The organism is Sphingobacterium sp. UBA5639, assembly GCF_002421245.1.
GTDB lineage: Bacteria > Bacteroidota > Bacteroidia > Sphingobacteriales > Sphingobacteriaceae > Sphingobacterium > Sphingobacterium multivorum.
The window spans coordinates 227,160-253,654 of record NZ_DIJR01000019.1; the positions used below are offsets into that span (position 1 = coordinate 227,160).

29 protein-coding genes and 1 pseudogene are annotated in these 26,495 nt (G+C 40.5%); 17 read left to right on the plus strand and 13 right to left on the minus strand.

Features of this window, described 5'->3' with window-relative positions:
- Nucleotides 1–16: 16 nt before the first annotated feature.
- Nucleotides 17–733: a hypothetical protein gene (locus B4Z90_RS11985; protein WP_286802298.1), complete on the minus strand. Its 717-nt coding sequence runs from the start codon at nucleotides 731–733 to the stop codon at nucleotides 17–19.
- Nucleotides 734–1,101: 368 nt separating this feature from the next.
- Between B4Z90_RS11985 and B4Z90_RS11990 the strand changes: the two genes are divergently transcribed.
- A complete protein-coding gene (locus tag B4Z90_RS11990; RefSeq protein WP_201639568.1) occupies nucleotides 1,102–1,644 on the plus strand; it encodes a hypothetical protein in 543 nt (180 codons plus the stop codon).
- A 36-nt stretch (nucleotides 1,645–1,680) separates the two neighbouring features.
- On the plus strand, nucleotides 1,681–2,208 hold the full coding sequence (locus B4Z90_RS11995; RefSeq protein WP_286802302.1) for a hypothetical protein: 528 nt from the start codon (nucleotides 1,681–1,683) through the stop codon (nucleotides 2,206–2,208).
- Nucleotides 2,209–2,314: 106 nt separating this feature from the next.
- Here B4Z90_RS11995 and B4Z90_RS12000 read toward each other — a convergent pair whose 3' ends face one another.
- The 5 genes from B4Z90_RS12000 to B4Z90_RS12020 all read right to left on the minus strand — a co-directional run bounded on the left by B4Z90_RS12000 (nucleotide 2,315) and on the right by B4Z90_RS12020 (nucleotide 6,073).
- Nucleotides 2,315–3,241, minus strand: a complete 927-nt coding sequence (locus B4Z90_RS12000) for a HipA domain-containing protein (RefSeq protein ID WP_286802305.1) — start codon at nucleotides 3,239–3,241, stop codon at nucleotides 2,315–2,317.
- Nucleotides 3,234–3,569, minus strand: a complete 336-nt coding sequence (locus B4Z90_RS12005) for a HipA N-terminal domain-containing protein (protein WP_286736611.1) — start codon at nucleotides 3,567–3,569, stop codon at nucleotides 3,234–3,236. Before B4Z90_RS12005 ends, B4Z90_RS12000 begins: the two co-directional genes overlap by 8 nt.
- On the minus strand, nucleotides 3,569–3,772 hold the full coding sequence (locus tag B4Z90_RS12010; RefSeq protein WP_070567525.1) for a type II toxin-antitoxin system Y4mF family antitoxin: 204 nt from the start codon (nucleotides 3,770–3,772) through the stop codon (nucleotides 3,569–3,571). The genes B4Z90_RS12005 and B4Z90_RS12010 overlap by 1 nt, the downstream gene beginning before the upstream one ends.
- A 319-nt stretch (nucleotides 3,773–4,091) precedes the next feature.
- Nucleotides 4,092–5,255, minus strand: a complete 1,164-nt coding sequence (locus tag B4Z90_RS12015) for a PepSY-associated TM helix domain-containing protein (RefSeq protein ID WP_286802309.1) — start codon at nucleotides 5,253–5,255, stop codon at nucleotides 4,092–4,094.
- A 2-nt stretch (nucleotides 5,256–5,257) separates the two neighbouring features.
- Complete coding sequence (locus B4Z90_RS12020) at nucleotides 5,258–6,073, minus strand: TonB-dependent siderophore receptor (protein ID WP_286802310.1); 816 nt, start codon at nucleotides 6,071–6,073, stop codon at nucleotides 5,258–5,260.
- Between the two features lie 7 nt (nucleotides 6,074–6,080).
- On the opposite strand from B4Z90_RS12020, the gene B4Z90_RS12025 reads away from it, so the two are divergent.
- The gene (locus tag B4Z90_RS12025) at nucleotides 6,081–6,626 is read left to right on the plus strand and encodes a helix-turn-helix domain-containing protein (protein WP_286802311.1); all 546 of its coding nucleotides are present in this window, start codon (nucleotides 6,081–6,083) and stop codon (nucleotides 6,624–6,626) included.
- 218 nt (nucleotides 6,627–6,844) lie between these two features.
- Here the strand turns inward: B4Z90_RS12025 and B4Z90_RS12030 are convergent, their stop codons facing one another.
- The 3 genes from B4Z90_RS12030 to B4Z90_RS12040 form a co-directional block, all read right to left on the minus strand.
- A complete protein-coding gene (locus B4Z90_RS12030; RefSeq protein ID WP_286736607.1) occupies nucleotides 6,845–7,456 on the minus strand; it encodes a DUF1269 domain-containing protein in 612 nt (203 codons plus the stop codon).
- A gap of 215 nt (nucleotides 7,457–7,671) precedes the next feature.
- Nucleotides 7,672–7,848, minus strand: a complete 177-nt coding sequence (locus B4Z90_RS12035) for a hypothetical protein (RefSeq protein WP_157698392.1) — start codon at nucleotides 7,846–7,848, stop codon at nucleotides 7,672–7,674.
- 62 nt (nucleotides 7,849–7,910) lie between these two features.
- Nucleotides 7,911–8,621 carry a DUF6454 family protein gene (locus tag B4Z90_RS12040; protein WP_070567514.1) on the minus strand — a complete coding sequence of 237 codons (711 nt, stop codon included), beginning with the start codon at nucleotides 8,619–8,621 and terminating at the stop codon, nucleotides 7,911–7,913.
- A gap of 258 nt (nucleotides 8,622–8,879) precedes the next feature.
- On the opposite strand from B4Z90_RS12040, the gene B4Z90_RS12045 reads away from it, so the two are divergent.
- On the plus strand, nucleotides 8,880–10,244 hold the full coding sequence (locus B4Z90_RS12045) for a hypothetical protein (RefSeq protein ID WP_070567511.1): 1,365 nt from the start codon (nucleotides 8,880–8,882) through the stop codon (nucleotides 10,242–10,244).
- Nucleotides 10,245–10,250: 6 nt separating this feature from the next.
- Here the strand turns inward: B4Z90_RS12045 and B4Z90_RS12050 are convergent, their stop codons facing one another.
- On the minus strand, nucleotides 10,251–11,252 hold the full coding sequence (locus tag B4Z90_RS12050; RefSeq protein WP_286736601.1) for an energy transducer TonB: 1,002 nt from the start codon (nucleotides 11,250–11,252) through the stop codon (nucleotides 10,251–10,253).
- 105 nt (nucleotides 11,253–11,357) lie between these two features.
- Here B4Z90_RS12050 and B4Z90_RS12055 point away from each other — a divergent pair, with 105 nt between their 5' ends.
- The 3 genes from B4Z90_RS12055 (at nucleotide 11,358) to B4Z90_RS12065 (ending at nucleotide 12,911) form a co-directional block, all read left to right on the plus strand.
- The gene (locus tag B4Z90_RS12055) at nucleotides 11,358–11,747 is read left to right on the plus strand and encodes a DoxX family protein (protein ID WP_153846683.1); all 390 of its coding nucleotides are present in this window, start codon (nucleotides 11,358–11,360) and stop codon (nucleotides 11,745–11,747) included.
- A 259-nt stretch (nucleotides 11,748–12,006) separates the two neighbouring features.
- Entirely contained in the window at nucleotides 12,007–12,258 is a 252-nt protein-coding gene (locus B4Z90_RS12060) for an FUSC family protein (RefSeq protein WP_153846684.1), read from the plus strand.
- 53 nt (nucleotides 12,259–12,311) lie between these two features.
- Entirely contained in the window at nucleotides 12,312–12,911 is a 600-nt protein-coding gene (locus tag B4Z90_RS12065; protein ID WP_286802314.1) for a hypothetical protein, read from the plus strand.
- Nucleotides 12,912–13,521: 610 nt separating this feature from the next.
- Here the strand turns inward: B4Z90_RS12065 and B4Z90_RS12070 are convergent.
- Nucleotides 13,522–13,659 carry a hypothetical protein gene (locus tag B4Z90_RS12070; protein ID WP_286802317.1) on the minus strand — a complete coding sequence of 46 codons (138 nt, stop codon included), beginning with the start codon at nucleotides 13,657–13,659 and terminating at the stop codon, nucleotides 13,522–13,524.
- A gap of 233 nt (nucleotides 13,660–13,892) precedes the next feature.
- Between B4Z90_RS12070 and B4Z90_RS12075 the strand changes: the two genes are divergently transcribed.
- Complete coding sequence (locus tag B4Z90_RS12075) at nucleotides 13,893–14,417, plus strand: hypothetical protein (protein ID WP_286802320.1); 525 nt, start codon at nucleotides 13,893–13,895, stop codon at nucleotides 14,415–14,417.
- Nucleotides 14,418–15,108: 691 nt separating this feature from the next.
- Here B4Z90_RS12075 and B4Z90_RS25200 read toward each other — a convergent pair.
- Complete coding sequence (locus B4Z90_RS25200; protein ID WP_422663642.1) at nucleotides 15,109–15,720, minus strand: SDR family NAD(P)-dependent oxidoreductase; 612 nt, start codon at nucleotides 15,718–15,720, stop codon at nucleotides 15,109–15,111.
- Nucleotides 15,721–15,929: 209 nt separating this feature from the next.
- Here B4Z90_RS25200 and B4Z90_RS12090 point away from each other — a divergent pair, with 209 nt between their 5' ends.
- The 9 genes and pseudogenes from B4Z90_RS12090 to B4Z90_RS12130 all read left to right on the plus strand — a co-directional run bounded on the left by B4Z90_RS12090 (nucleotide 15,930) and on the right by B4Z90_RS12130 (nucleotide 25,844).
- A complete protein-coding gene (locus B4Z90_RS12090; protein ID WP_286802322.1) occupies nucleotides 15,930–16,391 on the plus strand; it encodes a redoxin domain-containing protein in 462 nt (153 codons plus the stop codon).
- Nucleotides 16,392–16,393: 2 nt separating this feature from the next.
- Nucleotides 16,394–16,903: a DsbA family protein gene (locus B4Z90_RS12095; protein ID WP_182982482.1), complete on the plus strand. Its 510-nt coding sequence runs from the start codon at nucleotides 16,394–16,396 to the stop codon at nucleotides 16,901–16,903.
- A 268-nt stretch (nucleotides 16,904–17,171) separates the two neighbouring features.
- A pseudogene (locus B4Z90_RS12100) lies at nucleotides 17,172–17,961 on the plus strand (alpha/beta fold hydrolase).
- A gap of 591 nt (nucleotides 17,962–18,552) precedes the next feature.
- A complete protein-coding gene (locus tag B4Z90_RS12105) occupies nucleotides 18,553–21,789 on the plus strand; it encodes a SusC/RagA family TonB-linked outer membrane protein (protein ID WP_286802328.1) in 3,237 nt (1,078 codons plus the stop codon).
- Between the two features lie 12 nt (nucleotides 21,790–21,801).
- Entirely contained in the window at nucleotides 21,802–23,568 is a 1,767-nt protein-coding gene (locus tag B4Z90_RS12110) for a RagB/SusD family nutrient uptake outer membrane protein (protein WP_286802331.1), read from the plus strand.
- Between the two features lie 126 nt (nucleotides 23,569–23,694).
- The gene (locus B4Z90_RS12115; protein WP_286802334.1) at nucleotides 23,695–23,952 is read left to right on the plus strand and encodes an Imm32 family immunity protein; all 258 of its coding nucleotides are present in this window, start codon (nucleotides 23,695–23,697) and stop codon (nucleotides 23,950–23,952) included.
- Between the two features lie 5 nt (nucleotides 23,953–23,957).
- Nucleotides 23,958–24,413: a hypothetical protein gene (locus B4Z90_RS12120; protein ID WP_286802336.1), complete on the plus strand. Its 456-nt coding sequence runs from the start codon at nucleotides 23,958–23,960 to the stop codon at nucleotides 24,411–24,413.
- 146 nt (nucleotides 24,414–24,559) lie between these two features.
- Nucleotides 24,560–24,763, plus strand: coding sequence for a hypothetical protein (locus B4Z90_RS12125; RefSeq protein ID WP_286802339.1), 204 nt, complete (start codon nucleotides 24,560–24,562; stop codon nucleotides 24,761–24,763).
- A 271-nt stretch (nucleotides 24,764–25,034) separates the two neighbouring features.
- Nucleotides 25,035–25,844: a helix-turn-helix domain-containing protein gene (locus tag B4Z90_RS12130; protein ID WP_286802341.1), complete on the plus strand. Its 810-nt coding sequence runs from the start codon at nucleotides 25,035–25,037 to the stop codon at nucleotides 25,842–25,844.
- Between the two features lie 2 nt (nucleotides 25,845–25,846).
- Here the strand turns inward: B4Z90_RS12130 and B4Z90_RS12135 are convergent, their stop codons facing one another.
- Complete coding sequence (locus B4Z90_RS12135; protein ID WP_286802342.1) at nucleotides 25,847–26,470, minus strand: MBL fold metallo-hydrolase; 624 nt, start codon at nucleotides 26,468–26,470, stop codon at nucleotides 25,847–25,849.
- Nucleotides 26,471–26,495: the final 25 nt, after the last annotated feature.

Here is a 26,495-nt window from a genome sequence, read left to right on the forward strand (position 1 = left end):
TTGGCGCTAATTCTCACTAGAAATCTAACTGATAACGTGTAAAGCTTCCTTTTTCTGAATTAACAGTGGCGGCCTTGTCGAATTGTAAGGGGTTCGGTCCATTATAGCCTTGCCATTTTAATACAGATTCCATATCGGCAGGAATCGTTATCCTAACGATGGTATCCAAATCATGAGGGACAGGAGCGATAGAAAAACCAGTATTGGATTTCTTTGGACCATAGCTAACCGAAAGCATCTTCAAATCGAGCTTCTTGACATTTTTGAGATGCAACTCCATTTCACCCCTTTTAAAAAGCATTATTTGTTCATCGGTTGGCGTATCATACTTGAGCTCGTCCAAGTCATAAGAAGCTACGCTTTGATAGGAATCTGGATGGTATGCATTAAGATAATAACCATTCTTTTTGACGCTAACTATAAAAAAGCCATCTTCGGATAGGTATTTGCTGGCATCAAATCGAAAACTATATTTGCCTTTGGTATCTGTCTTTGTTTTCCCCAAACTTATAGATGGTTTAAGGAACGAACTGTAATATTGGAAAGAAATTCCTAGTTCTACATCAGATAATAATTTGTTCGCAGGAGTATCCACAACAACGCCCGATAGTACAATACAATTCTGCGCACAGGTTGTGCCATCGCGCTCATCTTTTTCGCAACCAAATAGAAATAATGGTAGGATAAAGAGCAACCATTGCCCTTTATTTACTTTTTCAAATATGTTCAGCATAATAATATAGAATAGGTCAGTAAGAAGTATTAAAGGAAAATCAATAAAACTGCGCATTTCGTTAAAATAGGTCTTTTCATAATTTATTTTGATACTATACTATTGCAAACGGAAATAATATGCGTAATGCTACAAATTTAATAAATATAAGTTAATAGCTAACCCCGGATACTAAAAGCTGCATTTTGATCACAAATGATTGGGCATTTGCGAGAATAATGGCTCCCGATTGACCAATACATGATAGGCTATTGGAAAATTTATTGGAGTAGTGTAAAAGTTTTCCGCTTGTGTCACCTAAAAATCGAAAAATGAAATGATTGCTGGCCAGCTAAGGAATATTCTTTGAATTTTAATAAATTAGTTGGATGAGATATTTAATAGTCCTATTGTTAGGCTGGTTCACTTGTTATTCGGTCGCTGCACAAAATCAGGCGAAGGGAAATAGTGCCGGTAAAGATGAAAAGACCTATATATTGGTCGCCAATAAGATCAATACCGATTTTAATTACAAGTTACTGGATGATTTTGAGCAGTCTTTTTCAGCTTTGATCAAAGAAAACAACAGCCGCGAATTAGTATTCAATCCCATAAATGGCAAATACCATTATTATAAGTTTGTCTCCACCTATAAAGCAAGGGGTATCTCTCCAGATGGTGATCCGGCCAAGCCGGAGCAAACCTTTCACAATATCTTGATCATCAAAACCGACGACCAGCAAAAGATCGTAGATGGCTATCATTTTGTGTTGGAATGGAGCGAGAAGCCACTATCATATCCCTTATTTCGGATGAGAGCATCAGATTTGATCTTGAAGGAAGGTTTATCATTAAAGCAGTTGAATCTAAAAAGAGTGACGGACAATACGGATTTTGATAGCGATGGTAAAATCAAACTGTCGAGCTGGTAACGTTTAAAAAAGTTAAGAATAGCTTAGAATAATCGTATGGAACTGGATAGCCTTTACATAAGTATTAAAATAGAAAAATCGAGATTAAACGAGTATTTTTCTTCTAAACCGATTTCCCCGAACAAAGATGATAATTGGTCGCAGTGGTGGGAGAGTCGGCAGATGTACAGCAAAACAACGTTGGAAATTATTCCAAGTTATTCACAGGCGCGCATTCGTGAAGTCTTCGATAATCTGCTCAAGGATCAATTTTATGGCGCGAAGGAGTATTACGATGAGGAAAAGCAACACTGGACATTCGCCGTACTGAACTTCAGTGAAAACTATCTTGAAATATTGCCGATACTGGCTCTTTTAAAACAATTGGAACGCTTTGTTTTGGAGGGTTATGCCCTGATTTTTGATTGGATGTGGGGGGGTGATACGGTGATGGCTTATGTTGACTTTACCGCGGGAAGTGTCTTGCTCGAAACCGTTACTGAATCTTATGCGGTCGAACTCAAACGATTTGAAGAAGCTAATCAAGGCTTACAAACGCTGGCTGAAGAGCTCGGGGCTGGCTAACAGCTAGCAGTGGCTTCCTTAGTCAAGGATTGTGAAACACCTAAAGTAGAAGCCATAATAAAGAGGATGGTAAATAGTAGTTCACTCATGATCACTAAATTCTTTTCTATAGTTCGATCTGTTTTAATTTAGTGTGGACAATTTGAACATATTTTTCTTTGAAATCATCTGTTAGAAAGCTGTGATCAATTATTTCTTTAACTCTATCAGCATTTCTCCTGAAGTCTTTATATATATTGTCTCTGACCAGTTCAGGAATTCCCAAGCTTTGCGCAAGCTGGTTAAAATCTGACCGTTTTATTTTTCGTTTACGACCACCCAATGTGAGAGCCATATCTTCCTTATCTTTTGGATAGATTAAGTTAACATTGATGAGATCATATGCTGGTGATAATAAAACACCATGATTCGTATGCATGAGTGAAAAATTCTTGAGATGCATGTCGTTATTTCCAGTTAAAAAGCTAAACAGTACGAGCCTAAAATATTTGATTGCATCTAATCCGGTGTTGGAAGCAAATTGCTTGATGATTTTTCCTACGCGTTCATAAGAGCTATTGTATTTTTGCTCGGTCATAAGCTGCGATAATTGACATAAATCTTCAACGTGGATTTTTTTGCCCTTCTTACGGTCAAATCGTTTTGTAATGTAGGCCAGTTCTCCTGTGGAAGTTCGTATTAATGCGTGTTTTGCTGTTTCTATCTTAAATAACGCTGCGAGGTGCATCGTTAGATCTTCTACTTCTGGCATGAGTAGATATTCTTTTGATTGAGGTTTCAGGATATAATCTCCCCAAAGACCAACTAAGGTAAGTCGCTTACTGCCCTTTTCTCCATTTAGACTGAGTGATATTTTTGGCTGTACGCCAGTTATTGCCAATCGCTCAGCTACAGTAACTTCGCCTAATTTTTTCAATTTTTCCTGGTCCAACTCCAAATAGGGAACTTGAGTTGTTCCAAAAAACACTCTTGAACATGCTGTATGATAGCCTCCTGTTTCAACTGGTTTATAGCAAAACAAACAATTAGCCATCGTTTTCCGCCTCCATCGGATAAACAGAAACTGCTCCTATAGTGTCTCGACATAGGTTTATCAACAGCGCAAAACGATCTCTGGGATTGAGTTTCCAATGCTTTTCACCGATTTCCAATAACCATCCTTCAGGAATTAATCCATCAAAGAACGGAAATAATATATTGCTATAATACGTGTTTTCGGAAATCGGTAAAGTTAGACTGATAGGTTGTGGATCAGTTTTTTTTAGATAATTCTTATCATAACTAAATGAATAACCATGATCTGTCTCAATTAGAAATCCAGCCAAGTCATCATGAAAGTATATTTTTGCTTCGCGTGCCATCACTCTTTAATTTGATCAATTACACCAACTTCTTTACCGAATAACGCCAATATGTCATTTATTTTGTCTAAACGTAATGTTTTTTTTCCCTGCTCGAGGTCACGCACAAACCTTAAGCCGACTCCAGCATTCGCAGCTAAATCTTCCTGTGTTAGCTTTAATTCTTTTCGTTTCTGTTTTACAAACACGCGTAATGAATCCATAATTATACCCTATCTGATATAAATATAGTAAATATTCTTAAATTATACTGTATCGGGTATAATTTTTATATTTTTTACATACTTTATACCCGTTCGGGGTGAAAAAACTTCTTTCTGTTGTTTGCAGTAGTCTTCTTAGAAATTCTTTAAGGGTAGTCGTGTTATTTAGACGGAACTTCTGTTTCAAGCGGTTATATCGTTTGAAGCATAAGCGGGATATTTTGAGAAAAAAGTTTATGATGAAGTCGACGTAAAATATAAATAATTTTTTGAACAGCAGAACGTTAACTATTTGCCCAGAGGGCTGTAAACCTGTATGCTATAAGCGTGATTTCTTCTTTTTAAATTTTCTACCGTACCAAATGTAGAAACCTGTTACCGGCAGAGAGGCACAGATTAAACTCGTTACAAAAGCGATCCACATGCCTGTAGACCCGGCTATTTTTCCGACATGAATATCGTAATTGGAGTTTCGCCATTTCATGCCCAGTGTTTTATCATTTTGTAGGCGTTTGTAGTATGCACTCCCATTCCGAAGATCATAGGCATAGGCATCGGAGGCCGACCACCAGGTATTTCCTTTCGTATAGATATTTACATTAGCTTGAGTAGTTTCGGGAACCAAATTGATCAAAACGCCCTGATGTGTACTGTCCTTTTTCAGAACATCAGACCATATCAGGTCTAAAAGTGCTACACGTGATTCTGTCACCGGGCTGCCTTGAATTTTTGGTTCTTCTATTTTCGTATCGGGCCGCTTACCGTCCATAAGCCAGTAGATGCTAGTTTCCCACCACTTGAAGGACCAAACCAAACCGGTTGATGCGATGACAATCGCGAACAAAAATGCATAAAAGCCAAGTACTTGATGAAGATCATAGTTGAGACGTTTCCACTTCGCGCTGAAATCTATTTTTAACCGCTTTACAGCTACCTTCCGATTTTTTGGCCACCAAAGGAAAAGCCCCGAAATTAGTGTAATGATAAACAGCAGGACGCTGCTCCCTACGATTGCGCTCCCTACGTCGCGCCGGAGATAAAGGAATTGGTGGATCTGCCTTACAATCCAGAAGAAGTTTGTCTCAACGTCTATTTTTCCTAAAACGCGGCCGCTGTAGGGATCTACGAAAATACGGTCCCAATAGATGATTTCTTTATTTACAAATACACCCCCGACATCGTTCTTTGGACGGCGCTTAAGTGCTTCAAATAGATGAACTTGTCGTTGATCATCTGTAGCAGGAACACGGATAATGGTAATGGTATGATCGGTGACACGCTGCGCATTTGCCTTTAAGACGGAAAGGGGAAGTATTTTCTTGCCTTTCTGTGCCGTTACCGTTACATAACTTGGATGAAATAGGGCAAATAGTTCCTTTTCAAATACATAAATAGCGCCTGTAATGCTTACGATAAAAACCACCAGACCGGACAATAATCCGATCCAGCGGTGTAAAAACAAGATCATCTTTTTTAAAGTCATGCTTAAAAGGTATAGCCTAGTGTAAATAGTAAATTACGTGGTGCACCTGGAAATAGACGGATATAATCGTAACCACCTACCCAATGGGTTTTATTGGTGATATTATTAAAGTTGGCCTGCAATTGTACTTTTCCAATGGTATAATATAATGCTGCGTTCAGTAAACTGTAGGATGGGATGGTCTGGTTCTGGTTAAGGGAAAGGTTTCGCTTATCCACATAATTGGCCCCGACGCCGATTCCCAAGCCTTTTGCTTTTCCGGAAGGAATGGAGAATCTGGTCCAGATGTTTGCCGTATTTTGAGGCGCATTTGGTTTTTGTCTGTTCAGTTCTTCATTATTTCCACCTTCGGTAATCTTTGCATCATTGTAGGCATAGGAGGCAATAACACTCCAGTGCGGGAGAATTTGACCCTGAATATCAAACTCTATCCCTTTCGATCTTTCTTTTCCGATTTGTTCCATTAAATCTGCATTGTCGGCAGTGGGGGCGGGGTAAAGCGTATTCTTCTGATTGATCTGATAGATAGCTGTACTTGCCTGGAGTTTTCCGTCCAACCAGGCTGTTTTTAATCCAAATTCGGTCATGTCATTTTCGAGTGGATCAAATGGACCTCCGGCATTAGGGTTTGCCAGTGCCGAAGCTGTCTGCGGATTATAGCCTTTTACGTAGTTCCATATAGATTGATCTGTGGGTTGATGGTGTAAACTGCTCCAAAGCGCGGCAGTATAACATCCTGCAGAAAGTTTTGTTGAAGTCAATATTTCGGTCTCCTTATTCGAGTCATTTTTGACGCAGGAAAGCCCTTTTCTGGCCAAACTTCATATGCTTTTAGAATCGTCGCGATCGGGCATCCTGTTTGACAATTCGGCTTTGATCAGTGTACAGCAGAAAAGGATTATAACCGAGTTGCTCAATTCGGAGCTTGATCAGGAATGGAAATCCTTATTTTGTTTTGGTAAACTCATGGAGTTATTGGCGCGAACATTTGACCAGCATAAACTTGGTAATACGGTGTCTCGAACGGATAATAGCCTTAGTCCGGAAATAAAAAAACTGATGGCGGAAGCAAAAAGAATAGTAGAAAATAGTTTGACCGATCCGCCATCTTTATCGCAATTGTCTGCTGAATTAGGAACGAATGAAAACTATTTAAAGAAATATTTCAAGCTCTGCTATGGTACAACCATTTATGGGCATTTGACCAAGGTGAGAATGCAAAAAGCTAGGAGCTTATTTACACAAGGAGACCGGCCTATAAATGAAATTTCACGCTTTTTAGGCTATAACAATCCTGCGCATTTCTCAGCAAGTTTTAAGAAGCATTTCGGGGTAAAACCAAAAGTAGTGCAACGTTCTTCAAAAGTCTAAATCTTCTGTTTACCACCCTGTGAGTTGGTCCTGTCCTTTTGAGTATCTGTACCAAGCGGTTTATTTATTCGCCTGTTCACTACGATCCTTGCGTTTTTTGTCTTTTTGTCGCTTACTTCAAAGGCCGTTTTGCTAGGGGTGGAGTTTTGGCGATTTTTCCCAAACTCCAAGCAGCCCTTATCGTTAGCCGAAGCTGCTTGAAGTTAAAGATGCTTAAATTAAAGTTTGTCCCACCAGTCTGAAATCTTTTTCTTTACACTCTCGCGGAGTTCCGCACGTTTTTCTTTCCGTTCGGCTTTCTTGGCTTCCCGTTTGGCTTTTTCCGCTGCGTGTTCTTCGGAAGCCGCCTTTTCTACGCGTTCCTGATAATGATCATAGGCCTCATCAACACTCGTCCGGAAGGATCGTCCTTCCAAGGGTTGCAAAGCTGTATCCACGAAATCTGGGCTTGTTTCGTCAACAACAGTAATCACTGCTATTTCCCCCACTTGCAAGCTATTATTGACCTGATCAATAAAATCGGTCGACACAACAAATTCTTCGGTATCCATCGTCGCCCCGATAAATGTTCCGGTAAGTCCGCCCAGCAATAAACCTAGTGGACCGCCCACAATACCGATCAATGCACCGATGGCACCTCCGCCGAGTGTTTTCCAGCCGCCCTCTTCTGTCGCGTCTTTCAGTACGTCAAAACCACCCTGATCTGTTTTTCGGATGGTTATAGACTCATAAATACGAATGTCACCATTACGGTCGAGATCGGCTAATGTGTGGTTTACCGCGATTGATTTCTCTGTCGAATCAACGATATAAATCAAAATATTTTCCATATGGATTTGAATTTTGTAATGAACATTTTTGTGTTGTAATAAATTTAAATTATTTTTTTTGAGTTGGTCAAATAAAATAATAATATGACTCGGGGGTTATTTATTCGTAATAAAACGAGCTGATCTGAGCAGCTATTGCCTCACGGAACGAAAGTCATAATAAGGGTGGTTTTTTATTTTTAGTATGGACGATAGACTTCCGGATAAATTGTAATCTATTGGTGAAGTTTATGTAAACGAAGGTGTCTGAGTAATAATTCAGGATAATCTGCTTGGACTATATTTGCCCCGTTCTGATGCACTTTGCCAAATTCAGCTGGATCATTCAAAACCAGTTTATCGACATTCCAGAGACTATTGATAAATGTTTTAGTACCAAATTTGTGTACCATCGAATTAATTTCTTTTGTATTTGTCTGATATCAATTTCAGCCATAGCGACTCCCAGAGCAATTCATGATTTGGAATTAGTTATCTCATACATGTAAAGTGTGGATTGATCATCATCGGGCACAAAGTACAGGCAGACCTTTCCGTCAACGACATCGGTGTAAAAAGGATTACTTGTCATAATGCGACCTGTTTTACTTCTTAAGTGGATTGGCAGGGTATAGGTGCTCTGATAGGTATGAATATCCATTAATTGAATGCCCCCGATTACGATGCGCTCCTTTGCGTGGGGATCTTTCAAAAAACTGTTGACCCCGGAGCAAATCATCAAACCTTGACCCACATATTGTCCATCCTGAAAATGAATAAAATGCTGATTATTGTTAGAGATTGATTTTAAATGCCATTTACCACGATCGAGCAATTGTTGTTTCCACGTATAAAACTGCATAGCATCCCAATTGAAACCAACGAGTTCATGTCGATCTCGATCGCAAACAAGGGCTCCAATGGCATCGTCTACCGTAAATTCAACCTTCGCTTCCATGGTAGTCGGATCTATTCTGTAAATCAGCGACCTGCCGTGGGGACGATATTCACAGACCGGGATCCAAATATATTGACCATCAAAATCTATCCCCCCGGGATGATAAACGCTATCTTTTCCTAAACGAAGTTGAGCAATAAGCTCTCCTTTAAAATTAAATTTCATGAGATACCCCGTTCCCAGGCCGACGGCCTGCTCTTCGTAGATCGGCCGCTGTTTAGCTATCAAAGCTTTTTTTATCGGTATTTGTCTAGTGGCTTACGGGAACTGCTATTGCAGAGCTTTCTTTTTTTATTAATTTTTTATATATAGAGTTAAATTCGTTGTGGTTTTTTGCCTGTATTTTATTAGCTTTATACATTCATTTTTGCTATTTAATTGTTCGCTTGGCCTCCCAATTCGATGTCTCTTGAATAGAAGAATTGAAACTTTTATCCAATTCTATAAATTATATCATAAGTTATTGCTAGTTAATTTTCATAGATAATGAATCATTTCAAGTTCCAATCTGCTGTATTCATATTTTTGTGTTGGGTGTTTGTTTACCCTGCAATAGCACAGCAGCAGACATTTCCGCAAAAAGAAGATTATTTACAGCTGCTGGAGCGCGCAGCAAAGGAAAATAAGCCGATGTTCTTGGTGGTTCATCAACGGGACGATCAGTTTATTCCTTTTAGAGGCTCTGTTTCAAAAAAAGCAAAAGATATCCTCAGTACGCAGTTTGTGTCGGGAATTGTTCAGGTGGATCGGGATGAATTTGACCATCCGTTGCAACGGGCTTTCTATTTGAACAAACCGATGTACCTTGTTACTGATAAAGATGGGATTCCTATTTTACGAATAGACAAGGCGGTTGATGGGGGAGATGAGCTGGAAAGACTCATAGACTCGGCAAATACGCTTGCAAAAGCTGAAACTCTCGGTAAGCTTATAGCAGAATATCGAAAGGGGATCCGTCAGCAGTCCTTGCTGAACAAAATACTCCGCTATAATCAGACATTTGATCAATATACAGACCAGCAACTGTTGAGTGACTATATAGCACAGCTGACGATAGAGCAATTGAATAATTTTGAGACGGTTGTTTTTTTATTGAGCTGTGGCCCTGTATATAATAGTAAATCTTATTTATTGGCACGTACCAATAGTAAAATGGTGGATAGTCTGTATTCCTCGTTGCCATTGCCCGTTCGTAAAAAAATAAACAATAGAATTATTCAGCGGACATTTCGCGAATCGCTTGACAAGAGAAACTTTTCATTAGCTCAAAACGTTGGTTATTTTGCCTATACGACATGGACATCTAATTATTTGCGCGCTTCCAATTCCCAAGGTTATTATCCCTTGGAGTATAAAAGGCTAATGAAAGATAGTCTGTCTTACGTCCGGATGGCAAGGAATTATTATGAACAATCATTTTATAAGGTGGACCCCGATTCCTTGTCTCGAATGGATTTTGCGCAAGATCGAAAGATCAATTTTTCAGGAAATCAACTTGTGTTGGACAGTGCACAAAATGCGGAGTTCAAATCGTTGGTTGGTAAAGGACGTAAATATTATCAGGATGACCTGGCAAATAATTTGAATTATGGTGCTAAACAGATCTTGGCCTTTGAGAGAAATGATCCTTCGGTTATATTTGATGCGATCCGTTGGCAAAAGAAAACAATAGATCTCAAACCTGATGTGCCAGCATTCCGTTATACGATGGCTTTATTGTTGTATCGGGTTGGCTTTTATGCGCAGGCAGAAGAAGAACAACAGAGAGCTGTGAAATTATCGAAGTCAAATAAGCTCTATCAGGAAAAAATGAAGGCCGTATTGAAGCAGATGCAGTCCAGACGATTATGATCAGGGCTAATTTGGAGCGGGACCTGTATGTAAACGGATTGGAATGGTAAACTGCACACGTACAGGCATACCGTATTGATAACCCGGAGCCCATTTTTCGGCTTTCTTCAGTACTGCTATACCATTTGCTGCTGTTCCATACCCGAGGTCATTAATCACTTCAAATTCATTCGCCAGACCATTTTTTTCAATGACAAAACTGATGAGAAGTTGTCCTGATACTTTTGCATTTAAAGCTTCTTTGGGATATTTATAATTCTGGGCAATAAAGATCATAAGGTTTTTTATCCCGCCAGGGTATTCCGGTTGGACATCTCGACGTGTATAGGGATGCACATTGCCCATACTATCTGTGCTGGTTCCCTTGCTTAACACACCTTTTTCATACCATTCTTCAAACTTGATCTTTCCTTTTTTTAAAGTACCTTCCCAATGTCCTTGACGTAATCCATCAACATATACACCTTTTTCAGTATTTATATTGTTTTTAAATTCGAACGTGCCATTTCCATTTTCGACCTGCTTTCGGCCAGTTGAATCCGCATAATAGATTAGTCGGCTATGCTGGTCCTGAAACAGAAATTCGTTGGGACTGGCTTCAGAACCGGAGAAAAATCTAATTTCTCTTAAAAGACCATTTTCGTGGTATCTTTTTACAGTATCGCTCAGTTTATTGTCTTTATATCCGGCTGATACCGCTAGGTTGCCATTGTTGTGATAACTTTCAATAATGCCTTCCAGATATAATCTTCGTGGGTCAGCTACTTTTGTCCAGCCATGTCTTTTTAAATTGCCATTTGGATAGTAATCGTTTACTTCGTAAAGCCCCAATTCATTTGCTGTTAACCGAATAATGTTTGTGTAAGCGGCTGAATCTTTTATAGCAGTAATACCACGATTTTTCTTTATATAAGTGACAATTGTTTCTTGTGCTTTTGCATGAATCACAAGGGCCGTAAAAAGGAGGAAAATAATGTATTTGTGTATATTTAAGGGATAATAGTGCATGATATGGTTAATTTTATTTAATCAAATATATATTTTTTAGGTGAAATAATCCGCAGCGTTGGACAAACTATTTCGAGTGGAATGATGTCCTCTAAGTAAAAGATTATGAATAATTCACCTATGCAGAAGATTGCACGAGTTGGTCTAGGTACCTTTTTGGTGGTAGCCGGTATTGGACATCTGTCCTTCGCCCGCAAGGAATTTCAGGCTCAGGTGCCGGACTGGGTTCCGATCTCCAAAGATGATACTGTTGTATATTCCGGTATTGCGGAAATTGCTTTGGGTGCTACACTGATTTTCGCACCTGCTAAACAGCGATCGAACGTTGGAAAAATCGCAGCAGCGTTTTTTGCAGCTGTGTTTCCCGGAAATATTGCTCAATATAAAGACCATCGCGACGGCTTTGGATTGGATACGGATGGAAAGCGGCTTGCCCGTTTATTTTTTCAGCCTATATTGGTTGCATGGGCTTTGAAAAGTACATGCAAGAGCTGATTGGGTGAAGACTGGTTGAACAGAAGTTGATACAAAATTGTAAAAAACAAACCATATGTCTGCGGCTGTTGTCCTATAGGTATCCATGTAAGGAGTAACTTAGTTAAAAGGTCGGGTGTTCCATTTTCATCCGACCTTTTTTATTTTTTTGCGCTATTCTTTTGCTAATTTCCAACCTTTTGTGTTTTTTTATTGCTCATTTAAATAATTATATTCGCATCAACATATAAAATAACTAACCTATAAAAGTACAGACCAGATGGAAGAAAAGAAATTAAATGAACTGAGCAATGAAGAGTTGTTGGTTCTCAAAAAGAAAGCTAAACCCACGAAAATAATCAATGCATCGATTATTGGCTTTTGTTTGGGCATTGCTGCCTACAGTATATTCGTAGCCGGTTTAACCTGGCCTACAATTTTCCCATTGATATTGGCCATTTTGTTCTTTAAATATTTTGGAAAAAATGAGAAAGCACTAGATGCGGAGTTGAAAGCCCGAAATCTGAAATAGAAAAAGAAAACCATTGCAGCTGCGCTGTTGTTTATTTTAAAAAACAGCTTAAGATGAGAAGGGAACAAATAGAAGCATGGGTAGCGCAAGGTTACAATGTGCTGGAGCACAGGAAGCCCAAAGTTGTACAGGGCGATGTATGGGCGTATCTCAATCAGTGTGACGGCCATGGTACCGATGTATATGCGCTTTCTGAATTGGAGGAATGGTCGGATATGGAACTTGCAGAAATGGAACTGAAAAAATATGCCGATCAGTACGGACAGATGGGCGAGAAGCTGTTTCTGCGAAATGAAGCAATCCGAAATAAAGAATTTGATAAGTATGAAGCCTTCCTGTTGCTTTTTTTTCCGGACAGTGTCGAAAAAGAGCTGGAGGAAGCACGGTTTTTGGCCGAGCGTGTGAAACGTGTTAGCAAGGAAGAAATGGAAAAATGGACGCTGGCCCACACAATCAATGTACTGATATCTGATCTTCACTGCTTGGACTATGGATCCATTATGAGCGGGATGGTGATGCCATCCGAAGATGTGGTCACTTATACCGACGACGGGCTTAGCGATACCATTGATTGCCATGTTACGCCGATGGAGTTTTTCGCTCATACCAACCACGACTATTACTGGATCGATCCTGTCATAAGAAAATCCTAATGGAAGCCCTTATAAGAGCCTTTTAGGCTTACTTTTCATGCAGAATAAGGTAAGCTTCTCCTGAACTGATTTCTTTTTTTGGTAATTACATTTCGGCAGATTCGGCAGCTTTGGCCTCGAGTGGAAAAAGGAACTATGTGAAAAAAGTAATGTTTAATGACAGGTGCGCAAGGTGAACGCGGTCAACAAAAACCGATGGATGCGTGGGAAGCGAATTGGTTAAAACATAAAAGGTTATATAGTTATGATGAAAAGAAGAACGATAAAGATTTTAAAACTGTTTACTGTTATTTTTTGTGTTTTTCTTGAGTTGTAGCCATCATATCGAAAAAAAGCTAGAGGCAGTAATCGATGACCCCAACGATCTGGAACTGCCTCGGAAAGTAAATGATTCGCTTTGGCGTCGAGCAATTAATGCAGGAGATTTCAAGGCTTATAATGAAGTGTCAAATAATTATTTGCTAATCTTAAAAATACCTGAGTTGTATTATTATGTACTATATTATGTACTATTGATGGCAAATTGATAGGAATGCCCAAAAAAATGAAGGCGATGAGTTTCTGTTAGTCCACCTTAAACCGTTTGGGATACTCGCCTGTGGTATCTAGGCTAAAAAATCATCTCAATATCATATTTCTGTTCAAGGGCCCTAAACTCATCTGCCGATAACGGGGATTGTAGATCGGTATACAGTTCAGGTCTTAGATTTTGGATATAACTGTCTAATGTCGCTAGCGTCTGTTGCATAATCGTCGATTTTTGATGCATGCATAAAGTTAGTCATAATTGGCTGAGTATGCGAATTATCATGTGCGCTTAGGGTCGTAAGAAAAGTTAAAAATGTTAATAATTATTTAATGGGAATTAGTGTAAATTTATGGCAGCATAAAGCTGTAGCTATGTTCATCATTGGATAAAACGATAGCGGATCTTCAAGTGTTATTTATGCAGTTGTCGTTTTTATAATTTACTGAATACGGATGAAAAAGATCGAACTAGTCCCACTTGTTGGGATTCAAATTGAAGGTATTGGTCAGGTTAATCTCGGTGCGGGCCGTACTGAAGTTCAACGTGTACTTGGTGCTCCTTCGGATGCGCTGGACGACCAATATTATTATGATGAACTCGAATTGAGACTTGATTTTAATGATCAGGGAACATTGGAATTTATAGAAAGCATCAATGGACCCTATCCAGAAAAAACTGAAATCAGTATCTATGGTGTTAATCCATTTCAGGTCGAAGCGACTGAACTTATAAGCATCCTGAGTGATAAAAACGCGGGTGAGGTTGATGATGCCGAAGCGGGATATTGCTATACATTTTTAAATAGCTCTGTTGGTGTCTGGAGACAGATTACTGAAGAGGATGTTCAGGAGGAGATTGAGGAAATCAAAGCCGATGGCGAATACGAAGACAATGCGGATATGCTGCTGGAGGACCTTAAAAAGTCAAAGTTCTTTTGGACGATTGGCATTGGCGTAGCGGGATATTACGCGGAGTAAAAATGATTAACCTACTGAAACAGTTGCCTAAATTCCACGGGGCTTTAAAAAGCGCTTCATTGACCTGATATTGGAAAAAATCGTAGGAGTGAATATGTTTTGCCAATTCGCTGTTCCAGAGAAAATCGGGATGGATCAACAGGATCCAGCCGCTGGGTTGCGCCTGTACTTCCTGATTGATCTCCACTTTTAGAAATTGTAATGGTGAGACAAAGGTGAGTATGTCCGAGTCGAAGTCATAGTGCTGCTGTCCATAATTGAACCTCACGGGGTAATGTACTGACTGTAATCAACCAGGCTGATCAATGGATGGTCGGGTTTAGGTAGTCCGCAAAAGCTGCGGAATTCCGAAAGGGAATGAAAGCAAAATGTATTCTTCATGTTGTAAATTTACTGAATTTTTAATTTGATTATTGTGAAATATCCTAGGAAGCTCCATATGCTGAACTAAGCTGTTATACGGATTGCTCGAAACCTGTTGACACGGTATAACTTTTCCATTTTTCGATTTCTGCCCTAAGCATGTTGATCTTGTTTTTGGCCAGTTCATACGCATCTTCGCCCATTAAAAAATGGATTGGAGGCTGCTCCAGCGTGCTAAGCTCGATTAATAGGGTTGCTGCTTTCTTGGGATCGTTTGCCTGATTCCCATGGATCTAATGCAGATGGGTGGATTCGTTTTCTCGGGCAGTTACATAAGCTGCGATCGGATTGGCTGCGGTATGTAAGGATCCCACGGATAAAAAATCAGTTCAGAAGTAGCCGGGATACACCAAGGTCGTGTGTACACTAAAAGGTTCCATTTCGACAGCGAGGGCTTCGGTAAAGCCTGCGACAGCAAATTTGGTGGAGCAATAAACACCAAAGGCTGGGTAATTTCCTGCGAGTCCGCCGATAGATGGTATATTGAAAAGATGTCCCACTTGTTGACGTCGCATATGGGGGCGATATGTCGGATGGCATTGAGGGATCCAAAGACATTCACTTCGAAGTTGCGACGTGTTTCCAGGTCACTGAGCTCCTCTAGGGTTCCAGTTTGGCCATATCCGGCATTGTTGACCAGTAAATCAATCTTTCCGAAATAATCAATGGCCGATAGTACTGCCCGGGCAACGTCTTTGTCATCGGTAATGTCTACTTCAAGCGGCAGAAAATTTTCCTGATCGCCGATTTCATCTTCCAGCGCCTGTTTTGTTCGTGATGTGGCAACTACAGAATAATCTTGGGCGAGCAGCTCTTTAACGAGGTTGAGACCAAGCCCTTTGGAGGCACCAGTGACGAACCATACTTTTTGTGATTTCATGTGTTTCTGTTTTAAATAAATTGATGACACAAAGATGGCCAACCCACCGATTTTGGATGTAGGCAGATCAACGGATCTTGTAGTCAGATAGTGGATAAGCTATTTTTTCTTTAAAACAATTTTTGCTTTTAAGTGCTTTATTTAAAGGTGATGCAGATCTTTTAAGGTTGTGCACCTTGAGATGGCAGTTAAACTTTAAAGACGTTGATATGTTAAAAAAAAATGATGTTGCCCCTGATTTTACCTTGTATGCGACCCCCGATCAAAAAATTAGCTTATCAGAATTCAAGGGGCATAATGTGATATTGGCATTTTACCCTGCAGATTGGAGTCCTGTATGCAGCGATCAGATGGCATTATATAATGAAATGCTCAAGTATTTTAAGAAATATGATGCCGAAATTATGGGTATTTCCGTTGACAGCAAATGGTGTCATATGGCGTTCGCACAGTCGCGAAAGCTGCATTTTCCGCTCCTGGCCGATTTTGAAGCTAAGGGCGAGGTTGCCAAAAAATATGGTGTTTATGATGATGAAGAAGGTGAGTGCAAGCGCGCACTCTTTGTAATTGATAAGGAAGGGATTATTGCTTGGAGTTATCTATCTCCAACGGCGGTCAATCCAGGTGCAGACGGTATTATCGAAGCATTGGAGAATCTTAAATTAAAATAATTATGTCATTGAAACCGAAGGTCAGCAATGCTGACCATATATTGGGAAATGGCCAGGCCGATCTGACCATTGTTGAATATGGGGATTATCAATGTCCACATTGCGGTGCAGCCCATCCCATAATAAAAGAAATGATGGCCGAACTGGGAAGCCAGATCAGGTTTGTATTCCGTAATTTTCCACTTTCGGAAATGCATCCTTATGCTCAACCCGCAGCATTGGCGGCGGAAGCGGCAGCACTGCAGGGAAAATTTTGGGAGATGCATGATGCCATTTTCGAAAACCAGAACTTGCTGAGTGCGAGATTGCTGTTGGATATCGCCGAGCAACTGGATTTGGACATGCCAAAGTTTAAATCTGATTTGCAGGACGAGGCGTTACAGGATCGGGTAGATGGCGATTTTGAAAGTGGTATGCTGAGTGGCGTTAATGGGACACCGACATTTTTTGTCAATGGACAGAAATTTGACGGTGGCGCGGAAGATCTGGTTCAAATATTAGGTGAAAACTGAATATATGATTACTATTTAAACACAGGTGCGCACACGACGAGAAGCCTTTTGCAGGAAAATAGGACCTATCGTAAAAAACGGATAAATCTGTTGTATAAATAATGAATTATCGTTGTTTTTAAATTAACTTTTGCTTTTTTAATATGCTTAAATACAGTGGTACATTGTGGTTGGACTATAAATTGCAATCCAATTAACATATCATGTAAACAATAAAATTCTTAAACTAATCATCATGGCAACATTCAAAGTTTAAGACGGAACAGAAATTTATTACAAAGACTGGGGAACTGGACAACCGATTGTATTTCATCATGGTTGGCCTTTATCCAGTGACGATTGGGGCGCGCAGTTGATGTACTTCCTCGAAAAAGGGTACCGTGTGACCGCACACGATCGCCGGGGGCATGGTCGCTCGACGCAGACGGCGACAGGTAATGAGATGGATACCTATGCGTCGGATATTGCACAATTGGTAGAAGCATTGGACTTAAAAGATTCCATCCATATTGGTCACTCAACAGGTGGTGACGAGGTTGTTCGCTACATAACAAATCATGGTACTTCTCGGGTTTCAAAAGCTGTATTGATCAGTGCGGTTACCCCTACAATGGCCAAGAGTGCTACAAATCCCGATGGTGTACCTATGGAGGTTTTTGACGAAATAAGATTGAATGCTGCAACACGTAGACAGCAGTATTTTCAGGATTTTACCCTCGCTTTTTATGGCTATAACCACGATGGCGCGAATGTACAACAAGGCGTGATGGACAACTGGTGGCGGCAAGGGATGATGGGCGGTATTAAGGCTCACTATGATTGTATCATAGCTTTCTCTGAAACTGATTTTACGCAAGAACTTAAAAAAGTAGAAATTCCTGTCTTAGTATTGCATGGTAAAGATGATCAGATCGTACCGATTGATATAACGGGCAGAAGAGCGGCTAAGTTAGTCCAAAATGGTACTTTAATTACCTATCCCGGTTTCCACATGGAATGCCTACTACAGAAGGGATACCATCAATAAAGATATCCTGGCTTTTATTAGCGAAAAATAAGCGCATACAAAAAAAACGATAACAAAAAGATGCTGCCTTGAAAAAATACTCGAGGCGGCATCTTTTTGTTATGCTATCTTGGGCCTATTTCTATTGGTCACTACGGCTGGAAGTAAAGTAACAGATGAGCATTGCTATGCTAGAAAGTATAATCAGCTGCTTAGCAAAACTGACGGGTGGTAGGATTTTTAAATTTATTATCGTTACGTACACAGAGACCTCTAAACGAATTAATTTGTAGGTTTGACCCTAAGAAAAATGCAGAAATAGGCTGAGTACCTTTAATGCGATCCCGCTTGACGGATTTAATTGAATATGGTCTGTTGCCCTTCTCGGTCACTTAGTGTATTTCTGGATTATGAAAAAGGGGACTTTAGGTTTTTGAATTGAATGGATTAAATTTTAGGTGTGTCAATACTTGTTTTTATAATTTATGTTACATAAAAGATAAATTTTGATTATTTAATGGTCTGCTAAACCTGTTTAGGTAGTAATGTTGTTGATATTAATTAAATATTTGTTAACATTACCGTAAATTATAAACCAAGTCAAAGCATCAACTTTGATGCAAAATTCTAAACCAGACTAAAAATGCAAAAAACATTACTAATCAGTATGGCATTGGGTCTCTCATACCCCACTTGGGCTAATGTGGAGCGCGATTATGTCAAATTGAATCAAGAGGTGCATAGTATTGCAGTTCAATCTACCGTGAAAGGGGTGGTAAAAGACAAAAACGGAACAACCTTGTCCGGAATTACCATTACCAATTTAACCAGTCAAAAAACAACCTCAACAAATGTAGCGGGGCAGTTCACGATTGAAGCCACTATAGGGCAAAGACTCAAATTGACAGGGATAGGCTATAGTGAAAAGATCGTCAGCGTGACGGCAGGGCAGATCGATATCATCATGGAATCTAAAGATACCGAACTGGAGGAAGTTGTGGTGGTCGGTTATGGTACGCAGAAAAAAGTGAATCTTACCGGTGCAGTAGACCAAGTGGGATCGGAAGCTTTTGAGGGACGCGTACTGGGTAATGCAAGCCAGATGCTCCAAGGTGTAATTCCCAACTTGAATGTAACTCCTGCAGATGGTAAGCCCAATCGTGCACCAAGTTTCAATATCCGTGGGACAACTTCCATTGGTCAGGGTGGAAGTGCACTTGTGCTTATTGATGGTGTCGAGGGTGACCTTTCGGCGATCAATCCCAATGATATTGAAAGTGTAACTACACTCAAAGATGCGGCTTCATCTGCGATTTACGGCTCCCGCGGTACCTTCGGGGTAGTTTTGGTTACAACGAAACGTGCCAAGTCCGGAAAAACTTCGATCAACTATTCAGGAAGTGGCTCTTTTCAAAAACCTGTAACCTTGCCTAAATTCGTGACAGATGGTTACGAATATGCTTCGCATTTCTTTACAGCCTATAATGCCTGGAACAATTATTCTTCGATTCCGAGCAAGCTCAACAAGACACAGATCTTTACAACAGATTGGCTGGAAGAATTTAAGAGAAGAAAAGAACAGGGCATTACCGAACAGGTCACTGTCGACGATAAAGGTAATTATGTATACTACGGTAATGAAGATTATTACGGTACGTTGATCAAGGACAATACGTTTGTCCAGGATCACAACCTGTCCATCAGTGGCAATTCAGAAAAAATGGATTACTATATTTCTGGACGTGCTTACGACTACAATGGCCTGTACCGCTACAACAGTGATAAATATAAGACCTATAATACCCGTGCAAAAGCAGGACTTCAGGTCAACGACTGGTTACGGATAAGCAATAACATCGATTTTAATTATGCCAAATACAGAGACCCATCGACTGCTGGTGAAGGTGGAAATATCTGGCGCAATATTGCCGATGAGGGACACCCTTCTTCGCCGATCTTTAACCCTGATGGATCTATGAGCTTCTCTGCAGCCTATACAGTAGGGGATTTTATCTATGGTAAAAATGGTACGAATACGGCAAATCAGGATCTCCGCAACACAACTTCTTTCGAGACTAAGTTTTTCAACAATACGTTCCGCATTAAAGGGGATCTGACTTTTAGAAATCGCGATTTTAATTCGGTAAGAGTCCGTGTACCTGTTCCGTATAGCACACAGGAGGGAAAAATGTTGCGGTTGGAAACAAGTATGAACGACAATATTTATCAAGTAGACCAACGCTACCGTTACTTGTTTGGAAATCTCTACAGTGAATATGAACGCACAATAGGCGATCATTATTTTAAAGGTTTGCTCGGATACAATTATGAGCAGCGTACGTATAATTCAACCTATATTACCAAAACAGGTCTACTCAATGATGATGTTGAAAATATCAACCTGGCAGTAGGGCAGAATACCACAGCGACAGCGGGATATAACAAGTACCGTAATGTCGGGGTATTTATGCGTGCCAATTATATTTTCAAGGACCGTTACCTTTTTGAATTCAATGGCCGCTACGATGGTTCGTCCAAATTTCCGACAAACCAACGATGGGGATTATTCCCTTCCGCATCCGTGGGCTGGCGTATTTCTGAAGAGCCATTCTTCCAGGTGGACAAAAGAGCACTTTCTGATCTGAAGTTAAGAGCGTCCTATGGTTCATTGGGTAATGGTAATGTCGATCCGTATTCCTATTTGGATATTTACGAGATCAAGATTATGGATCGGGTATTGAACGGACAGAAGCCGGCATATACCTCGGTGCCTAAGGTGATCCCGGATAACTTAACTTGGGAAACAGCGCGCACAGCAAACTTAGGTCTTGATCTATCGTCTTTAAATGGAAAACTGACTTTTACGGGCGATATCTATCAACGCAAGACCTTAAATATGTATACCTTAGGTGTAGCTTTGCCTGATATCTTTGGTGCGGAGTCGCCGAAAGGGAACTATGCTGACATGACCACAAAAGGTTTTGAAGTGAGCTTGACTTATAAGGATAGATTCGATCTGAACGGTAGTCCTTTCAATTGGTCCGTAAGGGGTACTTTGGCTGATTATAGATCCAATATAGACCGTTACGAAAATAAAGAGGGTTTAATCAAAGATGGATCGTATTATGAAGGTCAGCGAATCGGTGAAATATGGGGCTATGTAACGCAGGGTTTATTTCAGAATCAGGCGGAAATTGATGGTGCTGCAAAACAAAAATTGATCAAATCGTCAAACAATGGTACAATATATCCAGGTGACGTACGTTTTGCGGATCTAAATGGTGATGGTGTAATTGATTATGGAAATAATACGATTTATAGCCATGGTGACAGAACTGTAATCGGTAATGCCGATCCACGATATATCTATAGTTTTAACCTTAATCTGGATTGGCAAGGTATTTATTTCTCGTCTTTCTTCCAGGGGGTGGGTAAGCAGAATTGGTACCCGAGCAATGAATCTATTTTTTGGGGACAATACAATCGACCTTACAACAACTTGCCGGAATGGCACCTCAACAATTATTGGACTGAAGACAATCCAAACGGTTATTTTCCTCGCTATGCTGGGTACAATGAATCTATCAAAACAACGCCACAGACAAGATATCTTCAGAACGTTGCCTATATACGGATGAAAAATATACAGATCGGATATAGTTTTCCTAAATCTGTAACCAACAGGTTAAAAATTAGTAGTCTTCGGGCTGGACTTTCGGGCGAAAACTTATGGACCTGGTCGCCTCTTTACAAAAAAACGAAGGATCTCGATGTCGGTAATCTGGGTAAATCTGATCCGGAGATCGGAACGGGTTCTGGCGACGGATTTAACTATCCGATTATGAAGAGTGTTAGTTTTAATTTATCTATTGGCTTATAGTTTTTTATTATCATGAAAAAATTATTTTATATACCTATTGTTGCGCTTTTGTTCTCCTCCTGTGAACTAAACGAGCTGCCGAAGGCAGGTGCCACCGAGGAGGATATCTTCGGGAGCGAAAGTGGATTAAAAAATTACAGCAACTCATTCTATCGGAATATTACCTCTGGTAGTGACGCTTATAAAGGTGACGCTATGGCTGACTATTCGGCCGTAAATAGCCTCAATGATTTTATGGTCGGCGGCGCTTACAGTGCTGAGATCAGTTCGGGGTGGTCCTGGACTACCCTGCGTAATATCAACCAATTGATAGCTAAATGTAATAGTCCCAAATTGAGCGATGCCATCAAAAATAATTATATCGGCTTAGCCCGCTTTTTCAGAGCTTGGTTCTATTATGAGAAAGTAGTTCGTTTTGGCGATGTGCCTTGGGTAGATCACCCTTTGGCGGTTGATGAGACGGATATTCTTAAAGCACCACGGGATTCGCGCGAAGTGGTCATGAAACACATCATGGAAGATCTGGACTTTGCCTACGCCAATATCACAAATACGGCGGGTGACGGTAGTACGATTAATAAATGGACAGCACTTGGTTTGAAGACCCGAATCGCGCTGTTCGAAGGAACATTTCGTAAATACCAAAAGCTCAATTTGGCTACACAGCCGGAAGTATTTTTCCAGATGGCGGTAGACGCTGGCAAGATTTTAATGGAAAATGGTCCTTATGGGCTTAATATCTCCGCAGACCCTAAAACATCACAGCGACAGTTGTTTATCAGTAATACGCCAGTGACAAAAGAGGTCATGTTGGCCGTAACTTTCAGTAAAGATCTTGCGCTTTTGAACGACGCCAACTGGTGGTGGACATCTGCAACCTATGGTCCACGTTTAAGTTTGGTAAGGCCTTTTATCAATAGTTTTTTGAATGTTGACGGTACTCCTTATACGGATAGACCGAACTTTCAGACTGAGGAATTCTATGAGGAGTGTCAAAATCGCGACTTGCGCTTGGCGCAGTTGATCCGGACGCCAGGATATTCCCGTAATGGACAGCCTGCTCCCCCAAATTTTGCAAGTTTTACTTATACGGGGTATCAACCGATCAAGTATACTTTAGACGATCCCTATTACGACAATGGCGGTTACAATACCAATGCAGTTCCTTTAATGCGTTATGCGGAAATATTATTAAACTATGCTGAAGCGAAACAGGAACTAGGTACTTTCAATGATGCGGATTGGTCGAAAACTATTGGAGCATTACGTTCAAGGGCTGGAATAACAAGTGGAACGAATACACTGCCAACCAAAGTGGATACCTACTTGAAAAATACATTCTTCCCCGAAGTCAATAGCCCCGTGCTTTTAGAAATACGTCGTGAAAGACAGGTGGAATTAGCCCTTGAGGGTTTCCGTTTCAATGATTTGAAGCGATGGAAACTTGGACCGCTTATGGCAAATTTGCCTTGGACGGGAATTTATATCCCTGCTTTAGATAAGCTGATTGATATCGACCACAATGGAACTCCAGATGTTGTGTTCTATGATGGAAGTAAATCAGCTCCTTCGATAACTGTTCCTGCAGGAGTAGCCAAGGTGGCTATAGGGGGTAAAAGTACCAATTTCCAGACAATGACTTCGGACAATCACCTGGAATGGTTTAAAGCTGTGAAGCGTACTTGGGATGACAACAACAAGCAATACCTTTACCCAATTCCGTCTGCAGCGATTGTGCTGAACGGAAATCTGACACAAAACCCAGGTTGGAGTAAATAGGAATTTAACCTATTAGTCCCCATAAAAGAAGGCTCCNNGGAGCCTTCTTTTATGGGGACTTTAGATTATATGGACGCTAGATCTAGGTAATTTTAATTAAGTTTAGGTGGAGCAAAACCAGTATATATGAACTTAGAAATTAATTTACCCACCTATTCCGAAGAGTTGGGGCTACAGGCGTCATGGGAACCTGGATTCGAAATTGCAGTTCACGTTGTTGCCAACGAAATTGTAATTCGAGCCAACAAACAGGGACTTATTTCATTGGCCAAGCAACTTTTGATACTCGCGCAGGATGAGGTGCCTAAAGGCGCCCATTTCCATTTGGATGAAACGAATGCCCTTGAAATGAACGCTGTTCCGATGATTTTAGAAAAACGATAAAGATCATGAAAATACATCACCTCATAAGAAGCAGCCTACTTTTTTTATTTTTAAACTGCATGACGTTGATGGCTGTTGGGAAGGAAATTTTGTATGTATTTCCAGATTCCGTAGAGAGAATACTGGAACAACATTTAAGTAAATACAGCCTAAATAATGATAAAGAAAGGGTTTATTTGGATCTCGCTAGAAACGATAAATTTTATCGGTTAACAATCGGAACCTATTTTGTTGACCGGGATGATGATGTGACCCGTTGGATTAAAGCGAGCAATCGCTTGGGTTTAGTTAATACAAAGAAATATCCCCTGTTGATTGATGTGGATTTTGATTTCGGCGCACCAGAAGAGACGGCTTTGGGGACTTTTGGAAAACGAGAAGGAAAGGTCAAACGTACGCGGGTTCTGATGCATGGCTTTAGCGTGAAATTCACTAAAAATGGAGCGATTTTGAAAGAATAGGATAACAGGCCATGGGTACAAATCTCTCCCTATAAAAGTCGGTGGATATAGACTTTTATAGGGGGAGAATAGCAAAGAAGTTTTTGATTCTTTATACTGTGAAGGATTGTCTTTTCCTTCGGTAAAAATTTGAGCGGGTTTTTCGTATGTTGGTGCAACGTCGGCTCGCTGTTCTGCAAAATAGGCTGATCCATACAATCGCCAAACCAGCCGCCGATCGCTATCTGGAATTTATTGAACTATACCCGACTATTTCCCAAAGGGTACCGCAATACTATATTGCATCCTACTTGGGGGTTTCACCCGAATTTGTCAGTATTATACGTAAGCGGCTTGCTGCAAAGAAATAACAAGCAGTTCGAATGGCTCCATGTTGAAACACGTAGGTGATGACATGGGCCATTCGATTTAGAAAAAAGAAGGATGCTTCCCAAAAAGTGAATGTATTTATGCGTTGAGTTTTTCGGTAGCTTGATTTGAGCTGTGTACCAACTATATTTTGAGCTTTCGGACAACTAGACTTTGCAAAAGGTATGAGATATTTGCTACCTTTAGGCTGGGACTGATTTTAGCTATCGGTACCCATAATCGCAGAGCCGTTTAAAATAAATCGTATTGAGCATGGAAGAGAAAGATTTTGGGAATGCCTTTTTGTATTCCTGTTATGTCGAGAAAGCATTTGGGCACGAACAGTTCATTCCCGAACATGTCGTTTTTTTTCAGCTATCTGGTGAAACACATCTGGACCATCAGAAAGGAAAATTGGTGGCGACAGAAGGGCAGATTGTGGTTGCCCGTAGAAACCAACTGGCCAAAGCTTTTAAATATCCCGCGAAAAATAATATTTACAAATCTGTTTCAGTATTGCTGGGGGCTGATCGGCTGAAGCAATACGCGATGGACCATCACCTCAGTTCGGACAAAAAGTATCAGGGTGAGTCCAATGTTGTACTGGAAAGTAACCTGTTTATAAAAAGTTATTTTGAGTCATTGACCCCCTATGCGGAAGCCATCGACCGAGTGAGCCCGCAGATGGAAAATATCAAGATCTATGAATTGATCACCTTGTTGTTGGAAAGCTATCCACAGTTAAAAGACCTGCTTTTTGACTTTTCGGAGCCGCATAAGATTGATCTCGAGCAGTTTATGGTTGAAAACTATCGGTACAATGTGCCTTTAGAAAACTTTGCCAAACTAACTGGGCGGAGTTTAGCAAGCTTTAAACGTGATTTTGAGAAAATATTCCAGACCTCTCCCCGAAAATGGCTGCAAGAAAGACGTCTTTCTGAGGCTTATTATCTAATTGAAAATAAGCGACAAAAACCTGCAGATTTTTATCTTGATCTGGGTTTTGAAAACCTTTCTCATTTTTATGCTTCTTTCAAGGAGAAGTTTGGCATAACACCAGCGACGATCAATTCCGTTGCTTAACATTATTTCCGCCACCAGTAGCTAGGTGTTAAAGGGGGCTGATCGAGGTCGATGACCTGGCCGATCATGGGGGTAAGCATAGGCTGTTGTTGTCGTATTGCTTCCTTGGAAATACGTTCTAGAGGTTCATTCCAGGCATGATTGGCCAATACAAACTTGGACGAATGAACCGGAAACAGTAAGGAAGCTTTGAGATCATGTGCCGCTTGGACAACCTCCTCCGGCATCATGTGTATGTGTTTCCAACTGAGGTCGTATTGGCCATTCTCCAATATAGCCAGGTCAAAAGGGCCCAATTGATTACCTATCTCTTTGAAGTGGTTATCGTAGCCACTGTCCCCGCCTAAATAGAGCCCGTATGGAAGGTGTTTGGAGCGCTTAAAAAAATAATCGTATAGGGCGACGGTCCAGGGCTGCGTGAGCTGTGGTGTAGGGCTGCTATTCTGGAATTTTCCGTCTTTAAACTGTTTCGATAGCTGTATGCGTTGAAGTCTTTCACCCGAGGGTCTTTTGCCGAATTGTGGATGCATCATATATAGTCCGATAAGAGCGATGAGAACTGCCAGTCCTAAGATTGTTCTTTTCAAAAATAGAAGCCACTTCTTCCTGTTGTTTCTTGTTGCCATCTGCATATTGTATAGCAACAAAGAT